The sequence below is a fragment of the Mesorhizobium sp. M0074 genome (genome assembly GCF_040322975.1).
Lineage (GTDB): Bacteria > Pseudomonadota > Alphaproteobacteria > Rhizobiales > Rhizobiaceae > Mesorhizobium.
Genome location: NZ_JAMYUM010000009.1, coordinates 114171 through 133385 on the forward strand (window position 1 = coordinate 114171; position 19215 = coordinate 133385).

General features: G+C 62.5%; 12 protein-coding genes and 1 tRNA gene. 5 read left to right on the forward strand and 8 right to left on the reverse strand.

Translation table 11 applies throughout. From position 1 onward, the window contains the following. Together betA and betB are read left to right on the forward strand one after the other, a co-directional pair. Positions 1-1653 carry a choline dehydrogenase gene (gene betA / locus NKJ73_RS14615; protein ID WP_352569893.1) on the forward strand — a complete coding sequence of 551 codons (1653 nt, stop codon included), beginning with the start codon at positions 1-3 and terminating at the stop codon, positions 1651-1653. A 59-nt stretch (positions 1654-1712) separates the two neighbouring features. Further along, positions 1713-3176 (forward strand): betaine-aldehyde dehydrogenase, encoded by a 1464-nt coding sequence (gene betB / locus NKJ73_RS14620; RefSeq protein ID WP_352569894.1) that lies wholly within the window; start codon positions 1713-1715, stop codon positions 3174-3176. On the opposite strand, the gene NKJ73_RS14625 is transcribed toward betB, so the two are convergent. Together NKJ73_RS14625 and NKJ73_RS14630 are read right to left on the reverse strand one after the other, a co-directional pair. Beyond that, a complete protein-coding gene (locus NKJ73_RS14625; RefSeq protein WP_352569895.1) occupies positions 3140-5410 on the reverse strand; it encodes an AGE family epimerase/isomerase in 2271 nt (756 codons plus the stop codon). The genes betB and NKJ73_RS14625 overlap by 37 nt on opposite strands. A gap of 17 nt (positions 5411-5427) precedes the next feature. Next, entirely contained in the window at positions 5428-6942 is a 1515-nt protein-coding gene (locus tag NKJ73_RS14630; protein WP_502896646.1) for a phosphomannomutase/phosphoglucomutase, read from the reverse strand. Between the two features lie 205 nt (positions 6943-7147). Between NKJ73_RS14630 and NKJ73_RS14635 the strand changes: the two genes are divergently transcribed. Next, positions 7148-7224: transfer RNA gene (locus tag NKJ73_RS14635), tRNA-Pro, on the forward strand. Positions 7225-7294: 70 nt separating this feature from the next. Here NKJ73_RS14635 and NKJ73_RS14640 read toward each other — a convergent pair. From NKJ73_RS14640 to NKJ73_RS14655, 4 genes are all read right to left on the reverse strand, one after another. Next, positions 7295-8914 carry an ABC transporter ATP-binding protein gene (locus NKJ73_RS14640; RefSeq protein WP_352569897.1) on the reverse strand — a complete coding sequence of 540 codons (1620 nt, stop codon included), beginning with the start codon at positions 8912-8914 and terminating at the stop codon, positions 7295-7297. Between the two features lies 1 nt (position 8915). Further along, the gene (locus NKJ73_RS14645) at positions 8916-10034 is read right to left on the reverse strand and encodes an ABC transporter permease (protein WP_352569898.1); all 1119 of its coding nucleotides are present in this window, start codon (positions 10032-10034) and stop codon (positions 8916-8918) included. Further along, positions 10027-10950 (reverse strand): ABC transporter permease subunit, encoded by a 924-nt coding sequence (locus NKJ73_RS14650; RefSeq protein ID WP_023679313.1) that lies wholly within the window; start codon positions 10948-10950, stop codon positions 10027-10029. Before NKJ73_RS14650 ends, NKJ73_RS14645 begins: the two co-directional genes overlap by 8 nt. A 159-nt stretch (positions 10951-11109) precedes the next feature. Further along, on the reverse strand, positions 11110-12702 hold the full coding sequence (locus NKJ73_RS14655) for a peptide ABC transporter substrate-binding protein (RefSeq protein ID WP_352569899.1): 1593 nt from the start codon (positions 12700-12702) through the stop codon (positions 11110-11112). Positions 12703-13084: 382 nt separating this feature from the next. Between NKJ73_RS14655 and NKJ73_RS14660 the strand changes: the two genes are divergently transcribed. Both NKJ73_RS14660 and NKJ73_RS14665 read left to right on the forward strand, forming a co-directional pair. After that, positions 13085-13564 carry a TadE family protein gene (locus NKJ73_RS14660; protein WP_352569900.1) on the forward strand — a complete coding sequence of 160 codons (480 nt, stop codon included), beginning with the start codon at positions 13085-13087 and terminating at the stop codon, positions 13562-13564. A 1-nt stretch (position 13565) separates the two neighbouring features. After that, on the forward strand, positions 13566-15350 hold the full coding sequence (locus NKJ73_RS14665) for a pilus assembly protein TadG-related protein (protein WP_352569901.1): 1785 nt from the start codon (positions 13566-13568) through the stop codon (positions 15348-15350). A gap of 16 nt (positions 15351-15366) precedes the next feature. On the opposite strand, the gene bglA is transcribed toward NKJ73_RS14665, so the two are convergent. Both bglA and glgX read right to left on the reverse strand, forming a co-directional pair. Then, entirely contained in the window at positions 15367-16995 is a 1629-nt protein-coding gene (gene bglA / locus NKJ73_RS14670) for a beta-galactosidase BglA (protein WP_352569902.1), read from the reverse strand. Continuing rightward, positions 16985-18991: a glycogen debranching protein GlgX gene (glgX, locus tag NKJ73_RS14675; protein WP_352569903.1), complete on the reverse strand. Its 2007-nt coding sequence runs from the start codon at positions 18989-18991 to the stop codon at positions 16985-16987. The genes bglA and glgX overlap by 11 nt, the downstream gene beginning before the upstream one ends. Positions 18992-19215 lie beyond the last annotated feature (224 nt).

Consider the following 19215-nt stretch of genomic DNA (forward strand, 5'->3'; position numbering starts at 1 on the left):
ATGCTTGAAGCGGATTTCGTCATCATCGGCTCCGGCTCGGCCGGTTCGGCCATGGCCTACCGGCTGTCGGAGGACGGCAAGCATTCGGTGATCGTCATCGAATATGGCGGCAGCGATATCGGCCCGCTGATCCAGATGCCGTCGGCACTGTCGATCCCGCTCAATATGAGCCTCTACGACTGGGGCTTTGCCAGCGAGCCGGAGCCGCACCTCGGCGGCCGCGTACTGGCGACGCCGCGCGGCAAGGTCATCGGCGGCTCGTCGTCGATCAACGGCATGGTCTATGTGCGCGGCCATGCCCGCGACTTCGACCATTGGGCCGAACAGGGCGCGACCGGCTGGGGCTTTGCCGATGTGCTCCCGTACTTCAAGCGCATGGAGGACAGCAATGGCGGCGAGAATGGCTGGCGCGGCCACGGCGGCCCGCTGACAGTGCAGCGCGGCTCGAGGACGAACCCACTCTACGGCGCCTTCGTCGAGGCAGGCCGTCAGGCCGGTTTCGAGCTGACCGACGACTATAACGGCGCGAAGCAGGAAGGCTTTGGGCCGATGGAGCAGACCATCCGCGGCGGCCGTCGCTGGTCGGCCGCGAGCGCCTATCTGAGGCCGGCGCTGAGGCGGAAAAATGTCAGCCTGGTCAAGGGTTTCGCCCGGCGGGTAATCATCGAGAATCAACGCGCCACCGGCGTCGAGATCGAAGTGCGCAAACGGATTCAGGTGGTCAGAGCGCGACGCGAGGTGATCATGGCCGCGTCCTCGATCAACTCGCCCAAGATCCTGATGCTGTCCGGCATCGGCCCCGGCCAGCACCTTAGGGAGAACGGCATCCCGGTGATCGCCGACCGGCCCGGAGTCGGCCGCAATCTGCAGGACCATATGGAACTTTACATCCAGCAGGAATCGACAAAGCCGATCACGCTGAACTCCGTCTTGAACCCGTTCTCGAAGGCGCTGATCGGGGCACAATGGCTGTTCTTCAAATCCGGCCTCGGTGCCACCAATCATTTCGAGGCGGCCGCCTTCGTGCGCTCGCGCGCCGGCGTCGACTATCCCGATATCCAGTATCACTTCATCCCGGCCGCGGTCCGCTATGACGGCAAGGCGGCGGCCAAGGCGCATGGTTTCCAGGCGCATGTCGGGCCGATGCGGTCGAAGTCGCGCGGTTCAGTCACGCTGCGCTCGCCCGATCCCAAATCGAACCCGGTGATCCGCTTCAACTACATGTCGCATCCGGACGACTGGACGGAGTTCCGCCACTGCATCCGGCTGACCCGCGAGATCTTCGGGCAAGCGGCCTTCGATCCGTACCGAGGCAAGGAACTGTCGCCGGGCTCGCATGTACAATCGGATGAAGAGCTCGACGCCTTCATTCGCGACCACGCCGAAAGCGCCTACCACCCTTGCGGCACCTGCAAGTTGGGCCGTGCCGATAATGCGATGAGCGTCGTCGATCCGGAATGCCGCGTCATTGGCGTAGAAGGGCTTCGGGTCGCCGATTCCTCGATCTTTCCACGCGTCACCAACGGCAATCTCAACGCGCCGTCGATCATGACCGGCGAGAAAGCCGCCGACCACATTCTCGGGCGTACGCCGCTGCCACCGTCCAACCAGGAACCATGGATCAATCCGCGCTGGCAGGTGTCGGACAGATAGGCCATGATCCGGCGGACGCATATTCCGCATGCCGCGACAAGACGATTTGGAGAACAGTCATGCGCGCCCAGCCAACGGCATCGCATTATGTCAACGGCCGCTATATCGACGACGAGCGCGGCGCAGCGCTGCCGGTTATCTATCCGGCAACCGGCGAGACCATCGCCATGCTGCGCTCGGCGACGCCGAACGTGCTGGAACTCGCGATCGAGGCCGCGCGTGCGGCACAGCCGGCCTGGGCGCGGCTGAAGCCGGTCGAGCGCGGCCGCATCCTGCGCCGTGCCGCCGACATTTTGCGCGCGCGCAATGCCGATCTGGCGCGCATCGAGACGCTGGATACCGGTAAGCCGATCCAGGAGACGCTGGTTGCGGACGCCCCGTCGGCGGCCGACTGCCTCGAATATTTCGGCGGTGCCGTCACCGCCTTTAATGGCGAGGCCGTCGATCTCGGCGGACCCTTTGCCTATACCAGGCGCGAGGCGCTCGGCGTGTGCGTCGGCATCGGCGCCTGGAACTACCCGATCCAGATCGCCGGCTGGAAATCCGCTCCGGCGCTCGCCATGGGCAATGCGATGGTGTTCAAGCCGTCGGAGAACACGCCGCTTTCAGCGCTGGCGCTCGCCGAAATCTACACCGAGGCCGGGCTGCCCGACGGGCTGTTCAACGTCGTGCAGGGTTTTGGCGATGTCGGAGCCGGCCTTGTCGGCCACGATGTCGTCGCCAAGGTCTCGGTGACCGGCTCGGTGCCAACCGGCCGCAAAGTGCTGTCGCTCGCCGGCTCGAAGATGAAGCACGCGACGATGGAGCTCGGCGGCAAGTCGCCGCTGATCGTCTTCGAAGACGCCAACCTCGAAAACGCCGTCGGCGGCGCGATGCTCGGCAATTTCTATTCGACCGGCCAGATCTGCTCCAACGGCACGCGGGTCTTCGTGCAGAGCGGCATCCATGACCGTTTCGTCGAGAGGCTGACCGAACGGACGAAGAAAATCCGCATCGGCGATCCGCTCGATCCGGACACGCAGATGGGGCCGCTGGTCTCGAAGGCGCAGCACGACAAGGTGGTCTCTTACATCGAGGCCGGCAAGCAGGATGGCGCGGTGCTCGCCTGCGGCGGCAACGTGCCTTCGCTGCAGGGTTTTCAGGGCGGCTTCTTCGTCGAGCCGACGGTGTTCACCGGTGTCGTCGACACGATGCGCATCGCCCGCGAGGAGATTTTCGGGCCGGTCATGAGCGTGCTGAAATTCGACAGCGAGGACGAGGTGATCGAGCGCGCCAACGATACCGAATTCGGCCTCGCCGCTGGCGTGTTCACGCGCGACCTGGCGCGCGCCCACCGCGTCATCGCCGAATTGCAGGCCGGTACCTGCTGGATCAACGCCTACAATCTGACGCCGGTCGAAATCCCCTTCGGCGGCTTCAAGCAGTCCGGCATCGGCCGCGAGAATTCGCTCGCGGCGCTGGCACTCTATTCGCAGCTGAAGTCGGTCTATGTCGAGACCGGAGATGTCGCCAGCCCGTACTGATCCTTGCGGGCCGTGCCGTCGAGATACTGGGTCAACGCGCAGACCAGATGGTAGAAGATGCTGGCCGGCACCTCGCTCGCCAGGGAGCGGCCACGCTCGTCGATGCGGTCGATCCACAGGCCGAGCGGTGCCGGATTGATGTGCCAGCGGAATAGCCGGCCGACGCGCGCCTCGATCTCCGGCTTCAGGTCCGGACCGCCCGAACCGTCCAGCGCGATCGCCGCCTTGATCGCTTCGGCCTGTGGCCAGCTGCGCGAGACGCGGTCGAGCGGCAGTCCTTGCCGCGAGACCGCGCCGTAGGCGAGGCCCGTGGCGCGGTTCAGGCCATTGGCAATCGCCGACGCATAAAGTTTCCGGGCAAGGCCGGTCAAGCCGCTCTGGCCGCTGCGCCCGGCGAAGTCGACCAGCAGCGAGGCCCATTCGAAATGATGGCCGGGTTCCGTCCACGTGCCCTTCTCGCCAGGGGCCGGCCGCCATTCATGGTCGAAATACTCACCCAGCGTCCAGCTTTCCGGGTCGAAGAAATGGCTGCGAAACAGATCGACGATGCGCGCGGCGCGGCGAAGATAGGCGCGCTCGCCGGTCGCCTGATGCCAGGCCAGGAATGCCTCGAGCAGATGCATGTGCGGGTTGGAGCGGCGCTCGCCCTCGCCGCTCGAGGTCTCGCGGAAGCCGGTCAGGCGTTCGTCCTCGAGATGCGCGTCGATGAACGCAAAGGTCTCCTGGCCAAGCCGCAACGCATCGGGATTGCCGCACATATGGGCATGCGCCAGCGCCAGGAGCACGCAGGAATGGTCATAGGCATCCTCGGCAGCGTCGGCGACGGTGCCGTCGACGTTGAGCGTGCGTACCCAGCCGCCATTGTCGGTACGTCCGTGCCTGGCCATGAATTCGAGGCCGTGGCTGATCAGCCGATCGGCCGGGCCGTTCCAGCCGCGCGCCTTGGCGACGGCGAAGGCGTAGATCTGCCTGGCCTGCGTGCGCATGCGCTTGGGTTTCATCAGCGGGGCGGCATCGAAGCCGAGCGCCTCGTGGAAACCGCCATGGCGCTCATCGACGCCGACCGTCGACCACAACGGCACCGTCTCCTCGAACAGCCAATGGTGCACGCGGCGCTGCCAGGCGCCGCTTTCGATGACGCGGTCGTCGGCGGGCGTGAACCTGGTCTCAAGGCGGCCGCTTTTTTCGAGCTGCTCGACGATCTTCTTGACGTTCTGGCTGTGGCTGACCGGAGCAACGAAAGTGGCGTCGGCGGTCGACACGATGGCGACGTCCTTCAGCCCTATGGCCGACAGCAGGCGGCCGTCGCTGCGGATATAGGAGTTCTCGCAATCGATGGCGACGACATCGCCGACGATGACATTGCCCTGCCTGTCGGAGGGGCCGACATCGAGCAGCGATTGCCAGGAGCCGAGATCGTTCCAGCGAAAGCTGGCCGGCACCATGGCGATGCCGCTGGCGCGCTCCATGATCGCATAGTCGATCGATGTCGATGGGATGGCGGCATAGAGCTCCAGAGGCATGTAGAGGCCGGAAAGATCCGATGTCGCAGCCTGGTAGGCAGCCTCTGTGGCGCTCCAGATGTCGGGCTGGAAGGCCATGAACGCGTCGCGCATGGCACTGGCGCGAAACAGGAAGATGCCGGTGTTCCAGTAGAAATTGCCGGCCTCGAGATAGCTCTGCGCCGTGGCGAGATCGGGTTTTTCGACGAAACGCGAGACATCGCAGATGCCATCGCGCTCGCCGGCCACCTCGATGTAGCCGTAACCGGTCTCGGGTTGGGCGGGCTTGATGCCGAACACCACCAGCCTGCCTTCGCGCGCGGCCGCCGTGCCGGCCTCGATGCTCCGCCAGAATTGCTGTGGCGTCGCGATCTCATGATCGGACGGCACCACCAGCACCAGGCTGTCGCCGAATTCCGACAGCGTGCGCAGGCTTGCCAAGGCGACGGCCGCGGCGGTGTTGCGTCCGGTCGGCTCGAACAGCGGGCCGCCGCCGGAAAGCTCGTGACCGGCAATGTCGGCATGGACGCGGTCGGCATGCCTTTCCGAGGCAATCAGGAAAACCGGCGTTTCGCCTTCCGGCCGCGCGGTGAGCCGGCGCAGCGTCTTGGCCAGCATTGAGCCGTCGCCGGAGAAATCATGGAACTGCTTGGGATTGTCCTCGCGCGACAACGGCCACAGCCGCGAGCCGACGCCGCCGCTCATCACAAAACTGACGATCCGTTCGGTCATGAAAACAAGCCTCGTGCTCAAAAGGTCTGATTGTAGGCGCCGACTTCGGGGCTGCGGCGCAGCACCGCATCGACGGCTTCGAACATCTGCCGGCGCCGCTCGGACGATACCGGGCTCTCCACCACCACCACAAGCTCCGGCTTGTTCGATGATGCCCGCACCAACCCCCATGTACCATCCTCCGCCACGACCCTGACGCCGTTGACGGTGATCAGTTCGGCGATCTTCTGGCCGGCGAAGACCGTGCCCTCGTCCTTCATCTTGCGAAAATCGCCTACGACCCGCTCGACGACGCCGTATTTGAGCTCGTCGGCGCAGTGTGGCGACATGGTCGGCGTGCCGAAGGTCAGCGGCAGATCGCGATAGAGGTCGGCCATGCTGCTTTGCGGGCTGCGATCCAGCATCTGGCATATGGCGATGGCCGTGACCAGGCCATCGTCATAGCCGCGGCCGATCGGCGGATTGAAGAAGAAATGGCCCGATTTTTCGAAACCGGCGGCGGCGCCGAGTTCGGCGACGCGCCGCTTGATATAGGAGTGACCGGTTTTCCAATAGTCGGTGACCGCGCCATTTTCCCGCAGCACCTTGTCCGTCATGAACAATCCGGTCGACTTGACGTCGACGACGAAAGTCGAGCCGGGATAGAGGTGCGAAATGTCGCGCGCCAGCATGACGCCAACCTTGTCGGCGAAAATCTCGTTGCCTTCATTGTCGACCACGCCGCAGCGATCGCCGTCGCCGTCGAAGCCTAGCCCGACATCGGCGCCCGTTTCCAGCACCTTGTCGCGAATGGCGTGCAGCATCAGCATGTCTTCGGGGTTGGGATTGTAATTGGGGAACGTATGATCGAGCTCGACGTCGAGCGGGATCACCTCGCAGCCGATCCTTTCCAGTGCCTCGGGAGCGAAAGCCCCGGCGGTGCCGTTGCCGCAGGCGGCCACCACCTTGAGCTTCCTCGAGATACCCTTTCCCGCTGTCAGATCGTCAAGGTAGGTTTTGCGGAAGTCCGCAACGAAGTCATAGGAGCCGCCACCGACAAGATCGAAATCGCCTGAGAGCACGATCGCCTTCAACGCGCTCATCTCCTCCGGACCAAAAGTCAGCGGGCGCGCCGCGCCCATCTTGACGCCGGTCCAGCCATTCTCGTTGTGCGAGGCAGTGACCATGGCGACGGAGGGCGTGTCGAGCGCGAACTGGGCGAAATAAGCCATCGGCGACAGAGCAAGCCCGACATCCTTGACCCGTGCGCCGGCCGCCATCAGCCCGGAAACCAGGGCCAGCTTTATGGCAAGCGAATAGGAGCGGAAATCGTGACCGGTGACGATGTCGGGTCCGGCACCCAGGCGACGGATCAGCGTGCCGAGCCCCATGCCGAGCGCCTGGACGCCGATCAGATTGAGTTCCGGCGTTTCGTTCGAGCCGGGATGGCCGAACCACCAGCGCGCATCATATTCGCGAAACCCGGACGGCTTGATCAGCGCCGAGGTTTCAAACTCAAAAGTGTTTGGTCTGACATCGCTAACGATCTTCATCGACAAGGCTGCAAACTCCAGGCGGCTGAATCAGGTGCTTCGAGGCAAGTGGACGGTTACCCAGATGCCCTTTAAGCCGTGTTTGTGCGACAGGAAACTGAAACCTGTATGACGTGGCGGCGAAAGCGAAAGAAATGCGACAGAAGCGCTGCCATTGGCGCTTGCAGTAACCAAACGCGGCGGCTATAAGCCCGCGGTCTGGTCACGGAGTGTAGCGCAGCCTGGTAGCGCACATCGTTCGGGACGATGGGGTCGCAGGTTCAAATCCTGCCACTCCGACCAGAAAAAACAGCGGCTTAGCTGTTTTTGTTCCCGAAACAACCACCATCCGCCGCAGTTCTGACCGATCGCGCTATGCGCTCAGGCGAAATCGCGTCACGTCGATGGCCGCGGCCATCAGTGTCTGCGTATAGGTTGCCTGCGGATTGCTGAAGATCGCCTCGGCCGGTCCCTCCTCGACGATCTTGCCCTGCTTCATGACGATGATGTAGTCGGCCATGGCGCGCACGACGGCGAGATCGTGGCTAATGAACAGATAGGACAGCTCGTGGTCGGCCTGCAGCTTGCGCAGCAATTCGACGATCTGCTTCTGCACGGAGCGGTCCAGCGCCGAGGTCGGCTCGTCCAGCACCACCACTTTCGGCTTGAGTATCATGGCGCGCGCAATGGCGATGCGCTGCCGCTGACCGCCGGAGAATTCATGCGGATAGCGGTTGCGCGTGTTCGGGTCGAGCCCGACTTCGAGCAAGGCATCGACCGCGCGGAGATCGCGCTGCCTGCCCGACAGATTGGGCTCATGGACCAGAAGCCCCTCGGTGATGATCTGGCCGACGGTCATGCGTGGCGACAGCGAGCCGAACGGATCCTGGAAAACCAGCTGCAATTCGCGCCGCAGCGGCCGCATCGCCTGGCGGTCGGCGTGGGAAATGTCGCGGTCACCAAGCCGGATGATACCGTCGCTGGGCAGGAGCCGCAGCAAGGCGCGGCCGAGCGTCGATTTTCCCGAGCCGGATTCGCCGACGATGCCGATCGTCTGGTTGCGCTTCAGCCGTATCGAAATGTGATCGACGGCGCGCAGCAGCAGCGGCTCGCCGCCAAGAAATCCGCCGCCGATCTTGAAGGTCACCTCGACGTTCCTGCCTTCAAGCAGGACAGGGGCATTCGGAGGCGGCGGCGCCTTGGTGCCGGTCGGTTCGGCGGCAAGCAGCATCTTGGTGTAGCCGTGCTGCGGGTTGGCGAAGATCGCTTCCGCCTCGCCCTCCTCGACCACCTCGCCATAGCGCATCACATAGACCCGATCGGCAAAGCGTCGGACGATGCCGAGATCGTGGGTGATGAAGACGATCGCCATGCCGAGCTTGCGCTGCAATTCGGCGAGCAGCATGAGGATCTGCGCCTGGATGGTGACGTCGAGTGCGGTCGTCGGCTCGTCGGCGATCAGTATGTCGGGGTCGTTGGCCAGCGCCATGGCGATCATGACGCGCTGGCGCTGACCGCCCGACAACTCGTGCGGATAGGATTTCATCCGCCGCTCCGGATCGGGAATATGGACCAGCCGCAGCAGCTTGAGCGCCTCCTCGCGCGCCGCGGCGGCGCCAAGTCCGCGATGCTTGCGGATCGGCTCGATCAGCTGGTTGCCGATCGAATAGAGCGGGTCTAGCGACGTCATCGGCTCCTGGAAGATCATGCTGATCTTGCGGCCGCGGATCTTGTTGAGCTCGGGTTTGCTCAAGGTCAAAAGATTGCGGCCGCGATAATCGACTGTGCCGGTGGCTTCGCCGTTCGAGGCGAGCAGGCTCATCGCCGCCATCATCGTCTGGCTCTTGCCGGAACCGGATTCGCCGACGACGGCGACGGTCTCGCCTGATTTGACGTGGATATTGATGCCCTTCACCGCCTCCACCACACCGTCGAGGGTGCGGAAGCGGACGCGAAGGTCCTTGACGCTGAGGATGGTTTCGGAAGCGGCCATCTCAACGATCCTTCGGGTCGAGCGCGTCGCGCAGCCCATCGCCGACGAAATTCAGCGCGAACAGCGTGGAGACGAGAAAGAAGGCCGGGAACAGAAGCAGCCAGTTGGCCGAGCCGATGTTCTGGGCGCCAACCGAGATCAGCACGCCCCAGCTGGTCATCGGCTCCTGGACGCCGAGCCCGAGGAACGACAAAAAACTCTCCAGGATGATGACCTGCGGAACGAGCAGCGTCATGTAGATCACCACCGGCCCGAGCAAATTGGGGATCACATGGCGCAGCAGAATGCCGCGCTGGCCGACGCCCATCGCCTCCGCCGCCTGGACATATTCCTGCCGGCGGATCGACAGCGCTTGTCCGCGCACGATGCGCGCCATGTCGAGCCACAGCACCGCGCCGACCGCCAGGAACATCAGCACGAAGTTCCTGCCGAAGAACACCACCAGCATGATGACGAAGAAGATGAACGGCAAAGAATAAAGCACGTCGACGACACGCATCATCACCTCGTCGACCCTGCCGCCGGCAAGGCCGGCGGTGGCGCCGTAGAGCACGCCGATGACCACGGCCACAATGCCGGCAAGCAGACCGATGGCCAGCGATATGCGCCCGGCCATCAGCGTTCGAGACAGGAGATCGCGGCCGGTATTGTCGGTGCCGAACAGGAAATATTGCAGCTTGATCGAGGCACTCATCACCATTTCGAGACCGTCCGGCGATTTGCTCTCGATCTTTGTGTCATCAAAGGTATCGGAACGATCAAGGTAGCGAATGTTGCGGTCGTCGATCGGCTTGGAGGATTTGACGGTAACGAACACACGGCTGTCCTCCTGCCGCCACTCCTTGATGTCGACGCGCATACGCCTGATCGCCTCATCGAGAGCGCCTTCGATCATGTCGGCCTTCGGATAGGCAGAGAAGCTCGGCGGCGTGCGGACATAGTCGGCATAGATTGTGGTGTATTGATGCGGCACGAACCAGGGCCCAAACACGCTGATGACTGCAATGAAAGCAAGATAATAGAGGCTGAACATGGCCGCGCGATTGGCCTTGAGGCGCGCCCAGGCGTCGCCCCACAGGGACCGGCCGACGACCGGTGCGGCAACTGCGATATCAGTCATAGCGCACCCTCGGATCGACGACCCCATAGAGGACGTCGACGATCAGGTTGAAGACAATGGTGAAGAGCGCGATGACCACCACCGTCCCCATCACCAGCGTGTAGTCGCGGTTGAGTGCAGCAACGACAAAATGGCGGCCGATGCCCGGGATAGAGAAGATGGTCTCGACGATGACCGAGCCGGTGAGAAGGGCTGCGGCTGCCGGACCGGTGAAGGAGACGATCGGCAGGATGGCGCCGCGCAGTGCATGCTTGACGACGACCGACCAGTCGGACAGGCCGAGAGCGCGCGCGGTGCGGATGTGATGCGAGTGCAGCGATTCGATCATCGAGCCGCGCATCAGGCGGGCGACGATGGCGATCTGCGGAAGGGCGAGCGTCAGCACCGGGCCGACCTTATTGATGAGGGCTCCATCGCCCCAGCCGCCGATCGGCAGCAGCCTCCAGGTCAATCCGAATGCAAGCTGGATTACCGGGGCGATGACGAAGGTTGGAATGGTGCTGCCGGCGGTCGCCAGCGCGATCACCGAATAGTCGGCAAGCTTGTTCTGGTTGAGCGCGGCAACACTGCCGAGCACGCTGCCGAGGAGCAGCGCCAGAATGAGCGCCGAAGCGCCGAGCTGGATTGAGATCGGCAGGCCCTCCTTGAACAACTCGCCGACGGTGAAATCCGGCATGTTGTAGCTGGGGCCGAAATTGCCGCGCAGAAGATTGCCGAGATAGTGGACGTACTGCAACCAGAGCGGATCGTTGAGGCCGAACTGAGCTTCGAGATTGGCCCTGATCTCGGGGCTCAGGCCCCGCTCCTGGTTGAACGGGCCGCCCGGCGCGACGCGTATCAGGAAGAACGCCATGGTCACGATGACGAACAGCGTCGGAATGGCGGTCAGAAGCCGCCGGAATACGTAACGCAGCATCGGTGCCCCGCTTGATCCAGAACAACGCGCGTCCAGCTGGACGATTGCGCTCTAGCCTTCAAATCTTCGCATCGGCTTTCCGGAAATCGATCCGATTCACGGAGGTCCGATGCGACGGCAAGCCACCGCGCATTCGATGCGCGGTGGCCCGGCCAGGGATCAGTCCTTGCTGATGAAGCGGGACGGATGGATGTCCATCACATTGTCGTCGAAGCCATGCAACTTCGAGGAAACGATGTCGTGGTAGCTGTAATAGAGAAGCGGGATCTCGCCGACGTCATCGATGAGGATGCGCTCGGCCTCGGCGAGTTCCTTCATGCGTTCTGCAGGGTTGCCGCCGGCGGCCGCCGCCTTGTCCATCGCCGCCTCGTATTTTGGGCTGTTGTAGACCGAATAGTTGTTGCCGCTGGCTTTGCGGGAGATGCCGAGGAAGGTTTCGGGATCCTTGTAGTCGGCAATCCAGGCGGCGCGCGCCACGTCATAGTCACCCTTCTGCTCGAGGAAGGAGTAGTGGGTCTTGGTGTCGGTATTGAGGAGTGTGATCTCGACCCCAAGCGGCTTCAGCTGTTCCTGAATGGCGACCGCTGTGTTCTTGTGGTTCTCCGAAGTGTTGTAGCGGATCTGCATTTTCAGCGGATGCTCGGGTGTATAGCCGAGTTTCTCGAGGATCTTCTTGGCAGCGTCCTCGCGGTCGATCTGCGGCATGTCGGCGTATTTGGCCATTGCCGGCGTATAGCCCTCGATGCCGGGAGGCACCATGGAATAGCCGGGCAGCATCGAATTCTGCCAGACTTTCTCCGCCAGGAAGTCGCGATCGATCGCCATCGAGATGGCGTTGCGCAGCTCGACATTATCCCACGGCGCCTTATCGGTCTTGATCGCATAATAGTAGATGCCGAGATATGGCCCGACACGGACCTGGTCGCCGAATTTGGTTTTGAGATCGGCGAGTTGTTCGGTCGGCAGGTCGCCGTAACTGTCGAGTTCGCCCGCCTCGAAACGCTTCATCGCCGACGAGCGATCCTCGGTCGGGATGTAGTTGACGACGTCGAACTTGACGCTCGCGGCGTCCCAGAATTTCGGATTCTTGACCAGCTTCAAATGGTCGTTAGGGATCCACTCCGCCGCTGTAAAGGCCCCGTTGGAGACCAGCTTGCCTGCCTTGATCCAGTCGGCGCCAAGCTTTTCGATAGACGCCTTGTTAACAGGATAGGTCGCCTGATGGGTCAGCATCTCCAGGAAGTACGGCGTTGGCGCCTTCAGCGTGACTTCGAGGGTATTTGCGTCAATCGCCTTGACGCCCATATCCTCCGGCTTGCCCTTCTTGGTATTGACCTCCTCCGCATTCTTGACGGGATAGAGCATGGAAGCGTATTCGGCAGCGGTGGCCGGATCTTCCAGCCGACGGAAGGAATAGACGAAGTCGTCCGCCGTCACCGGGCTGCCATCCGACCAGAGGCCGTCCTTGCGCAGCTTGAAGGTGTAGACCTTGCCGTCGTCGGACACCGTCCAGCTTTCGGCGGCGCCCGGAATGAGGTTCGTCTTCTGGTCATGCATGACCAGTCCCTGGAACAGGTCGCGTATGATATCGGCTTCGTAGACCGTCGAGGTCTTGTGCGGATCGAGCGTCTCCGCTTCGGCGGCGGCTCCGCGGTTGTAGACGGTCTCGGCGAAAGCCGGCGTGTAGAACGTACCGGCGGCCAAGACCATGGTCGTGGCGAGTACCGTCGCCTTCAGCACATGTTTCAGCATGGAGTTCTCCCTAATGACGTCGCCCTTCGGCCACGTCTCTAAGTGTTGACGCCCCGAAACCGATTGGTTGGTTCCTTTCGAGCGCGCAGCCGGTTCCCTTTTCCGGCAGCTGGTGGCCAAACAGTAACGTGGAGATTTTTTATTTCAACAGACTCTCGGGGTCACCCAAAGTAAGGGGGCCGGGGCAGTCGTTTTGCGGACGGCCAATCAATGGTCGAAACCATGAGTTTGACTGGGTTTCCTGGCCAGAACGCCGATCTGGGAAATAATCTGGCCGATCATTTCAGTTTACCGGAATGTATTAATTGGTTCTTAGGCAACCAAGGGTTACAAATTTCGATGGGATCGGCACATCGACCTTGGGTTCCAACGGGCAAGGGCAATGAACAAGATAGACAGTAATACTGTCGCATTGAAGCGTAAAATATTGCGCCAAGTACGGACGAATCTACGCAAAATTGGAGAAGAGTCCGGAACTTCCGCGGTCGAGTTCGCCCTGCTTTCCCCAATCTTTATCTTTCTTTTGCTCGGAATGGTTGCATATGGTATCTATTTTGGTGCAAGCAACTCCTTGCAGCAAATCGCCGCCGATGCCGCCCGCACCGCAATTGCCGGATTGAATCAAACCGAGCGCCAGGCGCTGGTGGCGAGTTTCGTCAAAAACAATGCCAGTGGATACCCGTTCGTCGATTCCGGCAAGCTGACCTATCAGGCGACGGACAGCACGGCCGACGGAAATCAGTTCGTCGTGTCGATCCAGTACGATGCCAGCAACCTGCCGATCTGGAACCTGTTGCCCAGCCTTGCGATGCCGCAAACCACGATCTCACGCAGGTCGACCATCAGGATTGGAGGCATTTGAAATGTCGCAGTTCTTGCTGAGGGGCATCGGGCGGATCGCTCGCTCGATGGTTGGCGACGAGAAGGCGAACTTTGCCGTCATGACGGCGCTGATAGCACCGTTCGCGCTGGGGTTGGCGGCCTTCGCTGTCGACGAAGGTTCGATCTACACGGAGCGCAGGGAAGCCCAGGCGATGACCGATCTGGCGGCGATCACCGCGGCGTCGAACATCAACAATATGGAAGCCGCGGCGGTAACTACGCTCAGTGACAACCGAATGCCCGGCATCATTGTTCAAAAGGCAGGTCAGACAATCGTTCCCACGGTTGGCAAAACCGTCGTGTCGGTCACCGGCGGCCGATACTCAGCGGCGTCCTCCGTTGGTGTCGACAAGCGCTTCGAAGCCGGCAAAACGCCTTATAACGCCGTTCGCGTCACTCTGCAAAAAATCCCCGCCCGGTATTTCGCCAGTTCGCTCATCCCTACTCCGGTTGTCGGCACCGAAGCCATTGCCAGTGTGACCCCGCAAGCGATGTTCTCGGTCGGGTCCAGGCTCCTCAGCGTCAATGGCGGCATCCTCAACGCGCTTCTCAGCAAGTTGCTGGGCGCCAACATTTCGCTCAGCGTCATGGACTACAACGCGCTGATCTCGGCCGATGTAAACGTGCTTTCGTTCGTCGATGCCCTTGCCGTACAGTTGCAACTGACAGGTGTCAGCTATTCCGACGTGCTGGCGTCAAAAGCGACGGTAGGCCAGATCGCGACCGCCATGGCCAATGCGTCCGGGTCGGGCAGCGCCAGCAAACTTGTGCTGCAGACGATCGCGTCGAGGGCCACCAACACGGTCAAGATACCCCTCAGTCATCTTATCGATCTTGGCTCGATCGGTAAGCTCGGCCTCGGACAAAAGTCTCCCGGCTTTTCCGTCGACGCAAGCGCGATGGGCATGCTGGGTGCCGCCGCCTCGCTGGCCAATGGCTCAAACCAGGTCCAGGTCGATCTCGGCGCCACTATTCCGGGACTTACCTCCACCACGCTCGCCATCGCCATCGGTGAACCGATGCAATATTCACCCTGGCTGGCCGTCGGGGAAAAGGGCACCGTGGTGCGCACCGCGCAGACGCGCATCAAGCTGGTCACCACAGTGGGCATCGGCAATTCCAATCTCGGCGGCGGCATCAGCCTGCTGTCCGTCAACCTGCCTCTGCATGTCGAAGTCGCCTATGCGGAAGCCAAGCTAACCGACATCAGCTGCCCGACGGGCCGGCCGGATAGCATCAAGGTCTCGATCGCCGCGCAGCCTGGCGTGGCCTCGCTGCACCTTGCCACCAGCGACGCCGACAACAACCCATCGGCCTTCGCCGATTTCAGCAATCCGCAATCGTTCTCCGATGCCACGATTGCACAGGTAAGCGTAAAGCTTCTGCTGCTCACCCTCAATCTGCTCGATGTGAAGGGTTCGTCATCACTTGCCATCACCAACAACGATGCGACCGCATTGACGTTCGACAGCACCGATATCGCCAACAAGACGATAAAAACTGTCGCCACAAAAAACCTGACGCAATCACTCACGACATCGCTGGTCAGCGGCCTCTCGCTCTCGGTCAATGCACTGGGCCTCGGGCTGGACGTGACGGCCCTGCTCGGAACGGTTAAGCCGGCGGTGGTAACGGTTCTGAACGGCGTGACGGCGCCGGTCGACGAACTGGTCTATAACGTGCTTGCAGCTGTCGGCGTGCATGTCGGCGAGGCCGATGTGCGGGTTGTCGGCGCGACTTGCGGGCGCTCCGTGCTCGTTCAATGAGATAATGAAATAGAGCTCAGCCGATCCGGCCGAGGAAGCAGCCCAGCGGCGGCAGCGACAGAGTTCTTTCCTGCAAGACGCCGGCAGCACCGCCAAGGTCTATCGGCTCTATCGCTTCCAGATCCGGTGGCAATTGCCAGCCGGCCGGCTCGTCGGCGAAATTGAAGACACAGAGCAGCTTTTCGTCACCGCCTTCGCGAATGAAAGCAAGGACGTCGCCTTCGGCATCGAGGAACCGGATCGAGCCTCGAACCAGCGCCGGATGCTGCTTGCGCAAGGCCAGCATCGCCCGGTAGCTCGCCAGGACGGAGGTTTGCTCGCCATCCTGGACGTCGACCGCCCGGGCGCGATGGCTTGCCGGGACCGGAAGCCACGGCTTGCCCGTCGAAAAGCCGGCATTGTCGGCGCCAGCCTCCCAGACCATCGGCGTTCGGCACCCATCCCGGCCCTTGATTGCCGGCCAGAAGCGGATGCCGAAAGGATCGCGCAAATCCTCGAATGCCAGTTCGGCCTCCTCCAACCCGAGTTCTTCGCCCTGGTAGAGGCAGATCGATCCGCGCAGGCAGGAAAGCAGCACGATCGAGAACTTCGCCACCCTGTCCGGATCGCCGCCCGGCCTTGTCCATCGACTGACATGGCGCACGACATCGTGGTTGGAGAACGCCCAGCAAACCCAGCCGTCGAACACCGTACTCTCGAAGGCCTCGACACAGCCACGCACATGCGACGCCGAGAATTGCGGGCCGAGCAGGTCGAACGTGTAGGACATTTGGAGCTTGTCGCCACCGCCGGTATAGGCGGCGAGTGTCTGCAAGGAACGAGTTTCGTCGCCAATCTCGCCGACAGCGACGCGGCCTTCATATTCGTCAAGCAAGGCCCGGAAGCGCCTGAGGAAAGCAAGGTTTTCCGGCTGGCTCTTGTCGAACAGATGCTCCTGATAGAGATAGGGGCTGGTTGCCGCATTGGTGCCGGCGACGCTTTCCGCCAAAGGCGGGTTGCTGCGCAGCCAGCGGTCGTGGACGTAATAGTTGACCGTATCCAGCCGGAAACCGTCGACGCCGCGCTCGAGCCAGAACCGCACCGTTTCCAGCAAGGCGTCCTGCACCTGCGGGTTGTGGAAATTCAGGTCCGGCTGCGAGGCGAGGAAATTGTGCAGGTAATATTGCCTGCGCGTTGCGTCCCATTCCCAGGCCGGGCCGCCGAAAAGCGACAGCCAGTTGTTGGGGGCGGTGCCGTCGGGCTTCGCATCGGCCCAGACGTACCAGTCGGCCTTGGGGTTGTCGCGGCTCGTGCGGCTTTCGACGAACCATTCGTGCCGATCCGACGAATGCGACAAGACCTGATCGATGATCACCTTCAGGCCGAGCCGGTGTGCCTCGGCAACCAGCGCGTCGAAATCCTCTGATGTGCCGAACATCGGATCGACGGCGCAGTAATCCGAAACGTCGTAGCCCATATCGGCCATTGGCGACTTGAAGAAAGGCGACAGCCAAACCGCGTCGACACCCAGCGATGCGACATGGGCCAGCCTCGAGGTGATGCCGCGGAGATCGCCGCTGCCGTCGCCTGTCGTATCCTGGAAGGAGCGCGGGTAGATCTGACAGATGACGCAGCCGCGCCACCATTCGGCATTGTCAGCCATCATGGCTCTCCCCTGCGCCCGCCCGCGCTGTCCTGCTTTCGATCATGAACAGGACCGTTCGCCCAGGCACCGGCCGCGAGATATCGCTACTATCCGGTTCGATAGCTGGGCGCCAAAGAAAACCCGCCCGTTCCGGCAGCGTGAACATGCAGGCCCGGCGGTCGCCGTTGATGATCACCGCAAGGCGACTGTTCTCACCGCTCCCGAGAACCAGGACCAGCCGGTGCCGCCTGGCATCGTGCCAGGCGGCCTCGTCGAGCGGCATGCCGGTTTCCGTCAGCCAGGCTACGTCTGGGATTTCCGAGCCCGCAGGCGGTTCTCCGGTCAGGAACGTTGTGTCCAAGAGCGCCGGCACGACACGACGCATCCTGGCGAGCAGAGCCGTATGGTGCTCGAGCGCCAGGTCGCGCCCGGCCCAGTCGAGCCAGGTGATGTCATTGTCCTGCGCGTAGGCGTTGTTGTTGCCGCGCTGCGTGCGGCCGAACTCGTCGCCGGCCGTCAGCATGATCGTGCCGCGCGAGGCAAAGAGCGTCGCCAGCAGCGCGCACTGGTCATCGAAACGGGCCGTAACGATTGACTGGTCGCCGGTCTCGCCCTCGAGGCCATTGTTCCAGGACAGGTTGTCGTCGTGACCATCGCGGTTCTGTTCGCCATTGGCCTCATTGTGCTTGTGCTCATAGGCAACGATATCAGCCAGCGTCATGCCGTCATGCGCGGCGATGAAGTTGATGCTGCGGCTCGTTGTCTGGCCTGGTTTGGCAAAGACATCGGACGAACCAGCAAGCCGCGTCGCCAAGGCACCGACAATGCCGCCGTCGCCGCGCCAGAAACGGCGGATATCGTCACGGCATTTGTCGTTCCATTCGAGGAAGGGCGGCGGAAAATTGCCGAGCTGATAGCCATCCGGTCCGATATCCCAAGGCTCGGCGATCAGCACCCGGTCGCCAAGAACAGGATCTTTGCGAATGGCGTTCAGCAGCGGCGCATCGGCGTCGAAAACGCCGTCGACCCGACCCAGAACGGGCGCCAGATCGAAGCGGAAACCGTCGACGCCGGCATGGCGGACAAAGTGACGAAGCGTGTCGAGAACCATTTCCCGGACGACTTGATGATCGCACGCAACCGTATTGCCGGTTCCGGTGTCATTGACCAGAGCGCCGTCCGGCTCGTGCCGATAATAGGCGCGGCTGTCGAGGCCGCGCAGCGACAATGTCGGGCCGAGCCGGTCGCTTTCGCCGGTGTGGTTGAACACAAGGTCGAGAATGGTGCCGATGCCGGCCTCGCGCAGCGCGGCGACCGTTCCGCGCAACTCGGCCAGACCGCCGGGCGCCAGTCGCGGATCGAGCGCCATGAAGGTCACGGGATTATAACCCCAGGCGTTGCGCAGACCGAGCGGCGGTAAATGCCGTTCGTCGATCGATGCAGTCACCGGCATCAACTCAATGGCTGCCACGCCGAGTTTTTGCAGATGCTCGACAACGAGGGGGTGAGCGAGCGCTCCAATGGTGCCGCGTTGCTTCTCGGGAATGTCCGAATGCAGCTTTGTGAAGGCGCGTACCGGCACTTCGTAGATGAGGCCGCCGGACCGAAACAGAGGCGGCAAGGCAGGCAAGGGTTCCGGCAAGGCGCCAGCAATGGCCTTCGGCATCAGCGACGCCGTGTCGGCCCCCGCGCCACGGCGGGCGGCTAGCCGGCCGTCATAGGCATAGGGCCTGTCGATCTCGACGGCATAGGGATCGGCCAGCAGCTTGTCGGGATCGAACCAGAGACCGTGTTCCGGCGCGTAGTCGCCATCGGCGCGGAACCCGTATCGGGTGCCGGCGGCGAGACCGGCAACAAAAAGTGCGTGGACGCCCTCGCCTTCCGACTGGAGTTCCAGCCGGTCGATTTCGCGGTTGCCGTGTTCGTCGAAAATCGAGACCCAGATGCGCCGAGCCGACGAGGACCATGCGGCGAAGCGGATACCTTCCTTGGTGATAGTTGCGCCGAGTTGGCTCACGCGCGCTCACAGCAGCAGGTCGTAGACAGTTTGAGGCGTTGCCATAGCTCCCCCTTCTCCCCTTGTGGGGGAAGGTGTCGCCGACGGATGAGGGGTGCTCCAGCTTGGCACCCACGGCGATCCGTCCAACACCCCTCAACCGTCTCGGCGCTACGCGCCGATCCACCGCTCGGGGGCGAGCCACGGGTCTCGCCCCGTCCTTCGGACCCCACAAGGGGAGAAGG

Excerpts from the sequence above, each read along its gene's own strand:
- NKJ73_RS14640 (WP_352569897.1), bottom strand. The coding sequence starts at position 8,914 with ATGGCCGCTTCCGAAACCATCCTCAGCGTCAAGGACCTTCGCGTCCGC.
- NKJ73_RS14665 (WP_352569901.1), top strand. The coding sequence starts at position 13,566 with ATGTCGCAGTTCTTGCTGAGGGGCATCGGGCGGATCGCTCGCTCGATG.
- NKJ73_RS14655 (WP_352569899.1), bottom strand. The coding sequence starts at position 12,702 with ATGCTGAAACATGTGCTGAAGGCGACGGTACTCGCCACGACCATGGTC.
- NKJ73_RS14650 (WP_023679313.1), bottom strand. The coding sequence starts at position 10,950 with ATGCTGCGTTACGTATTCCGGCGGCTTCTGACCGCCATTCCGACGCTG.
- NKJ73_RS14645 (WP_352569898.1), bottom strand. The coding sequence starts at position 10,034 with ATGACTGATATCGCAGTTGCCGCACCGGTCGTCGGCCGGTCCCTGTGG.
- bglA (WP_352569902.1), bottom strand. The coding sequence starts at position 16,995 with ATGATGGCTGACAATGCCGAATGGTGGCGCGGCTGCGTCATCTGTCAG.
- betA (WP_352569893.1), top strand. The coding sequence starts at position 1 with ATGCTTGAAGCGGATTTCGTCATCATCGGCTCCGGCTCGGCCGGTTCG.
- NKJ73_RS14625 (WP_352569895.1), bottom strand. The coding sequence starts at position 5,410 with ATGACCGAACGGATCGTCAGTTTTGTGATGAGCGGCGGCGTCGGCTCG.
- NKJ73_RS14660 (WP_352569900.1), top strand. The coding sequence starts at position 13,085 with ATGAACAAGATAGACAGTAATACTGTCGCATTGAAGCGTAAAATATTG.
- NKJ73_RS14630 (WP_502896646.1), bottom strand. The coding sequence starts at position 6,942 with ATGAAGATCGTTAGCGATGTCAGACCAAACACTTTTGAGTTTGAAACC.
- betB (WP_352569894.1), top strand. The coding sequence starts at position 1,713 with ATGCGCGCCCAGCCAACGGCATCGCATTATGTCAACGGCCGCTATATC.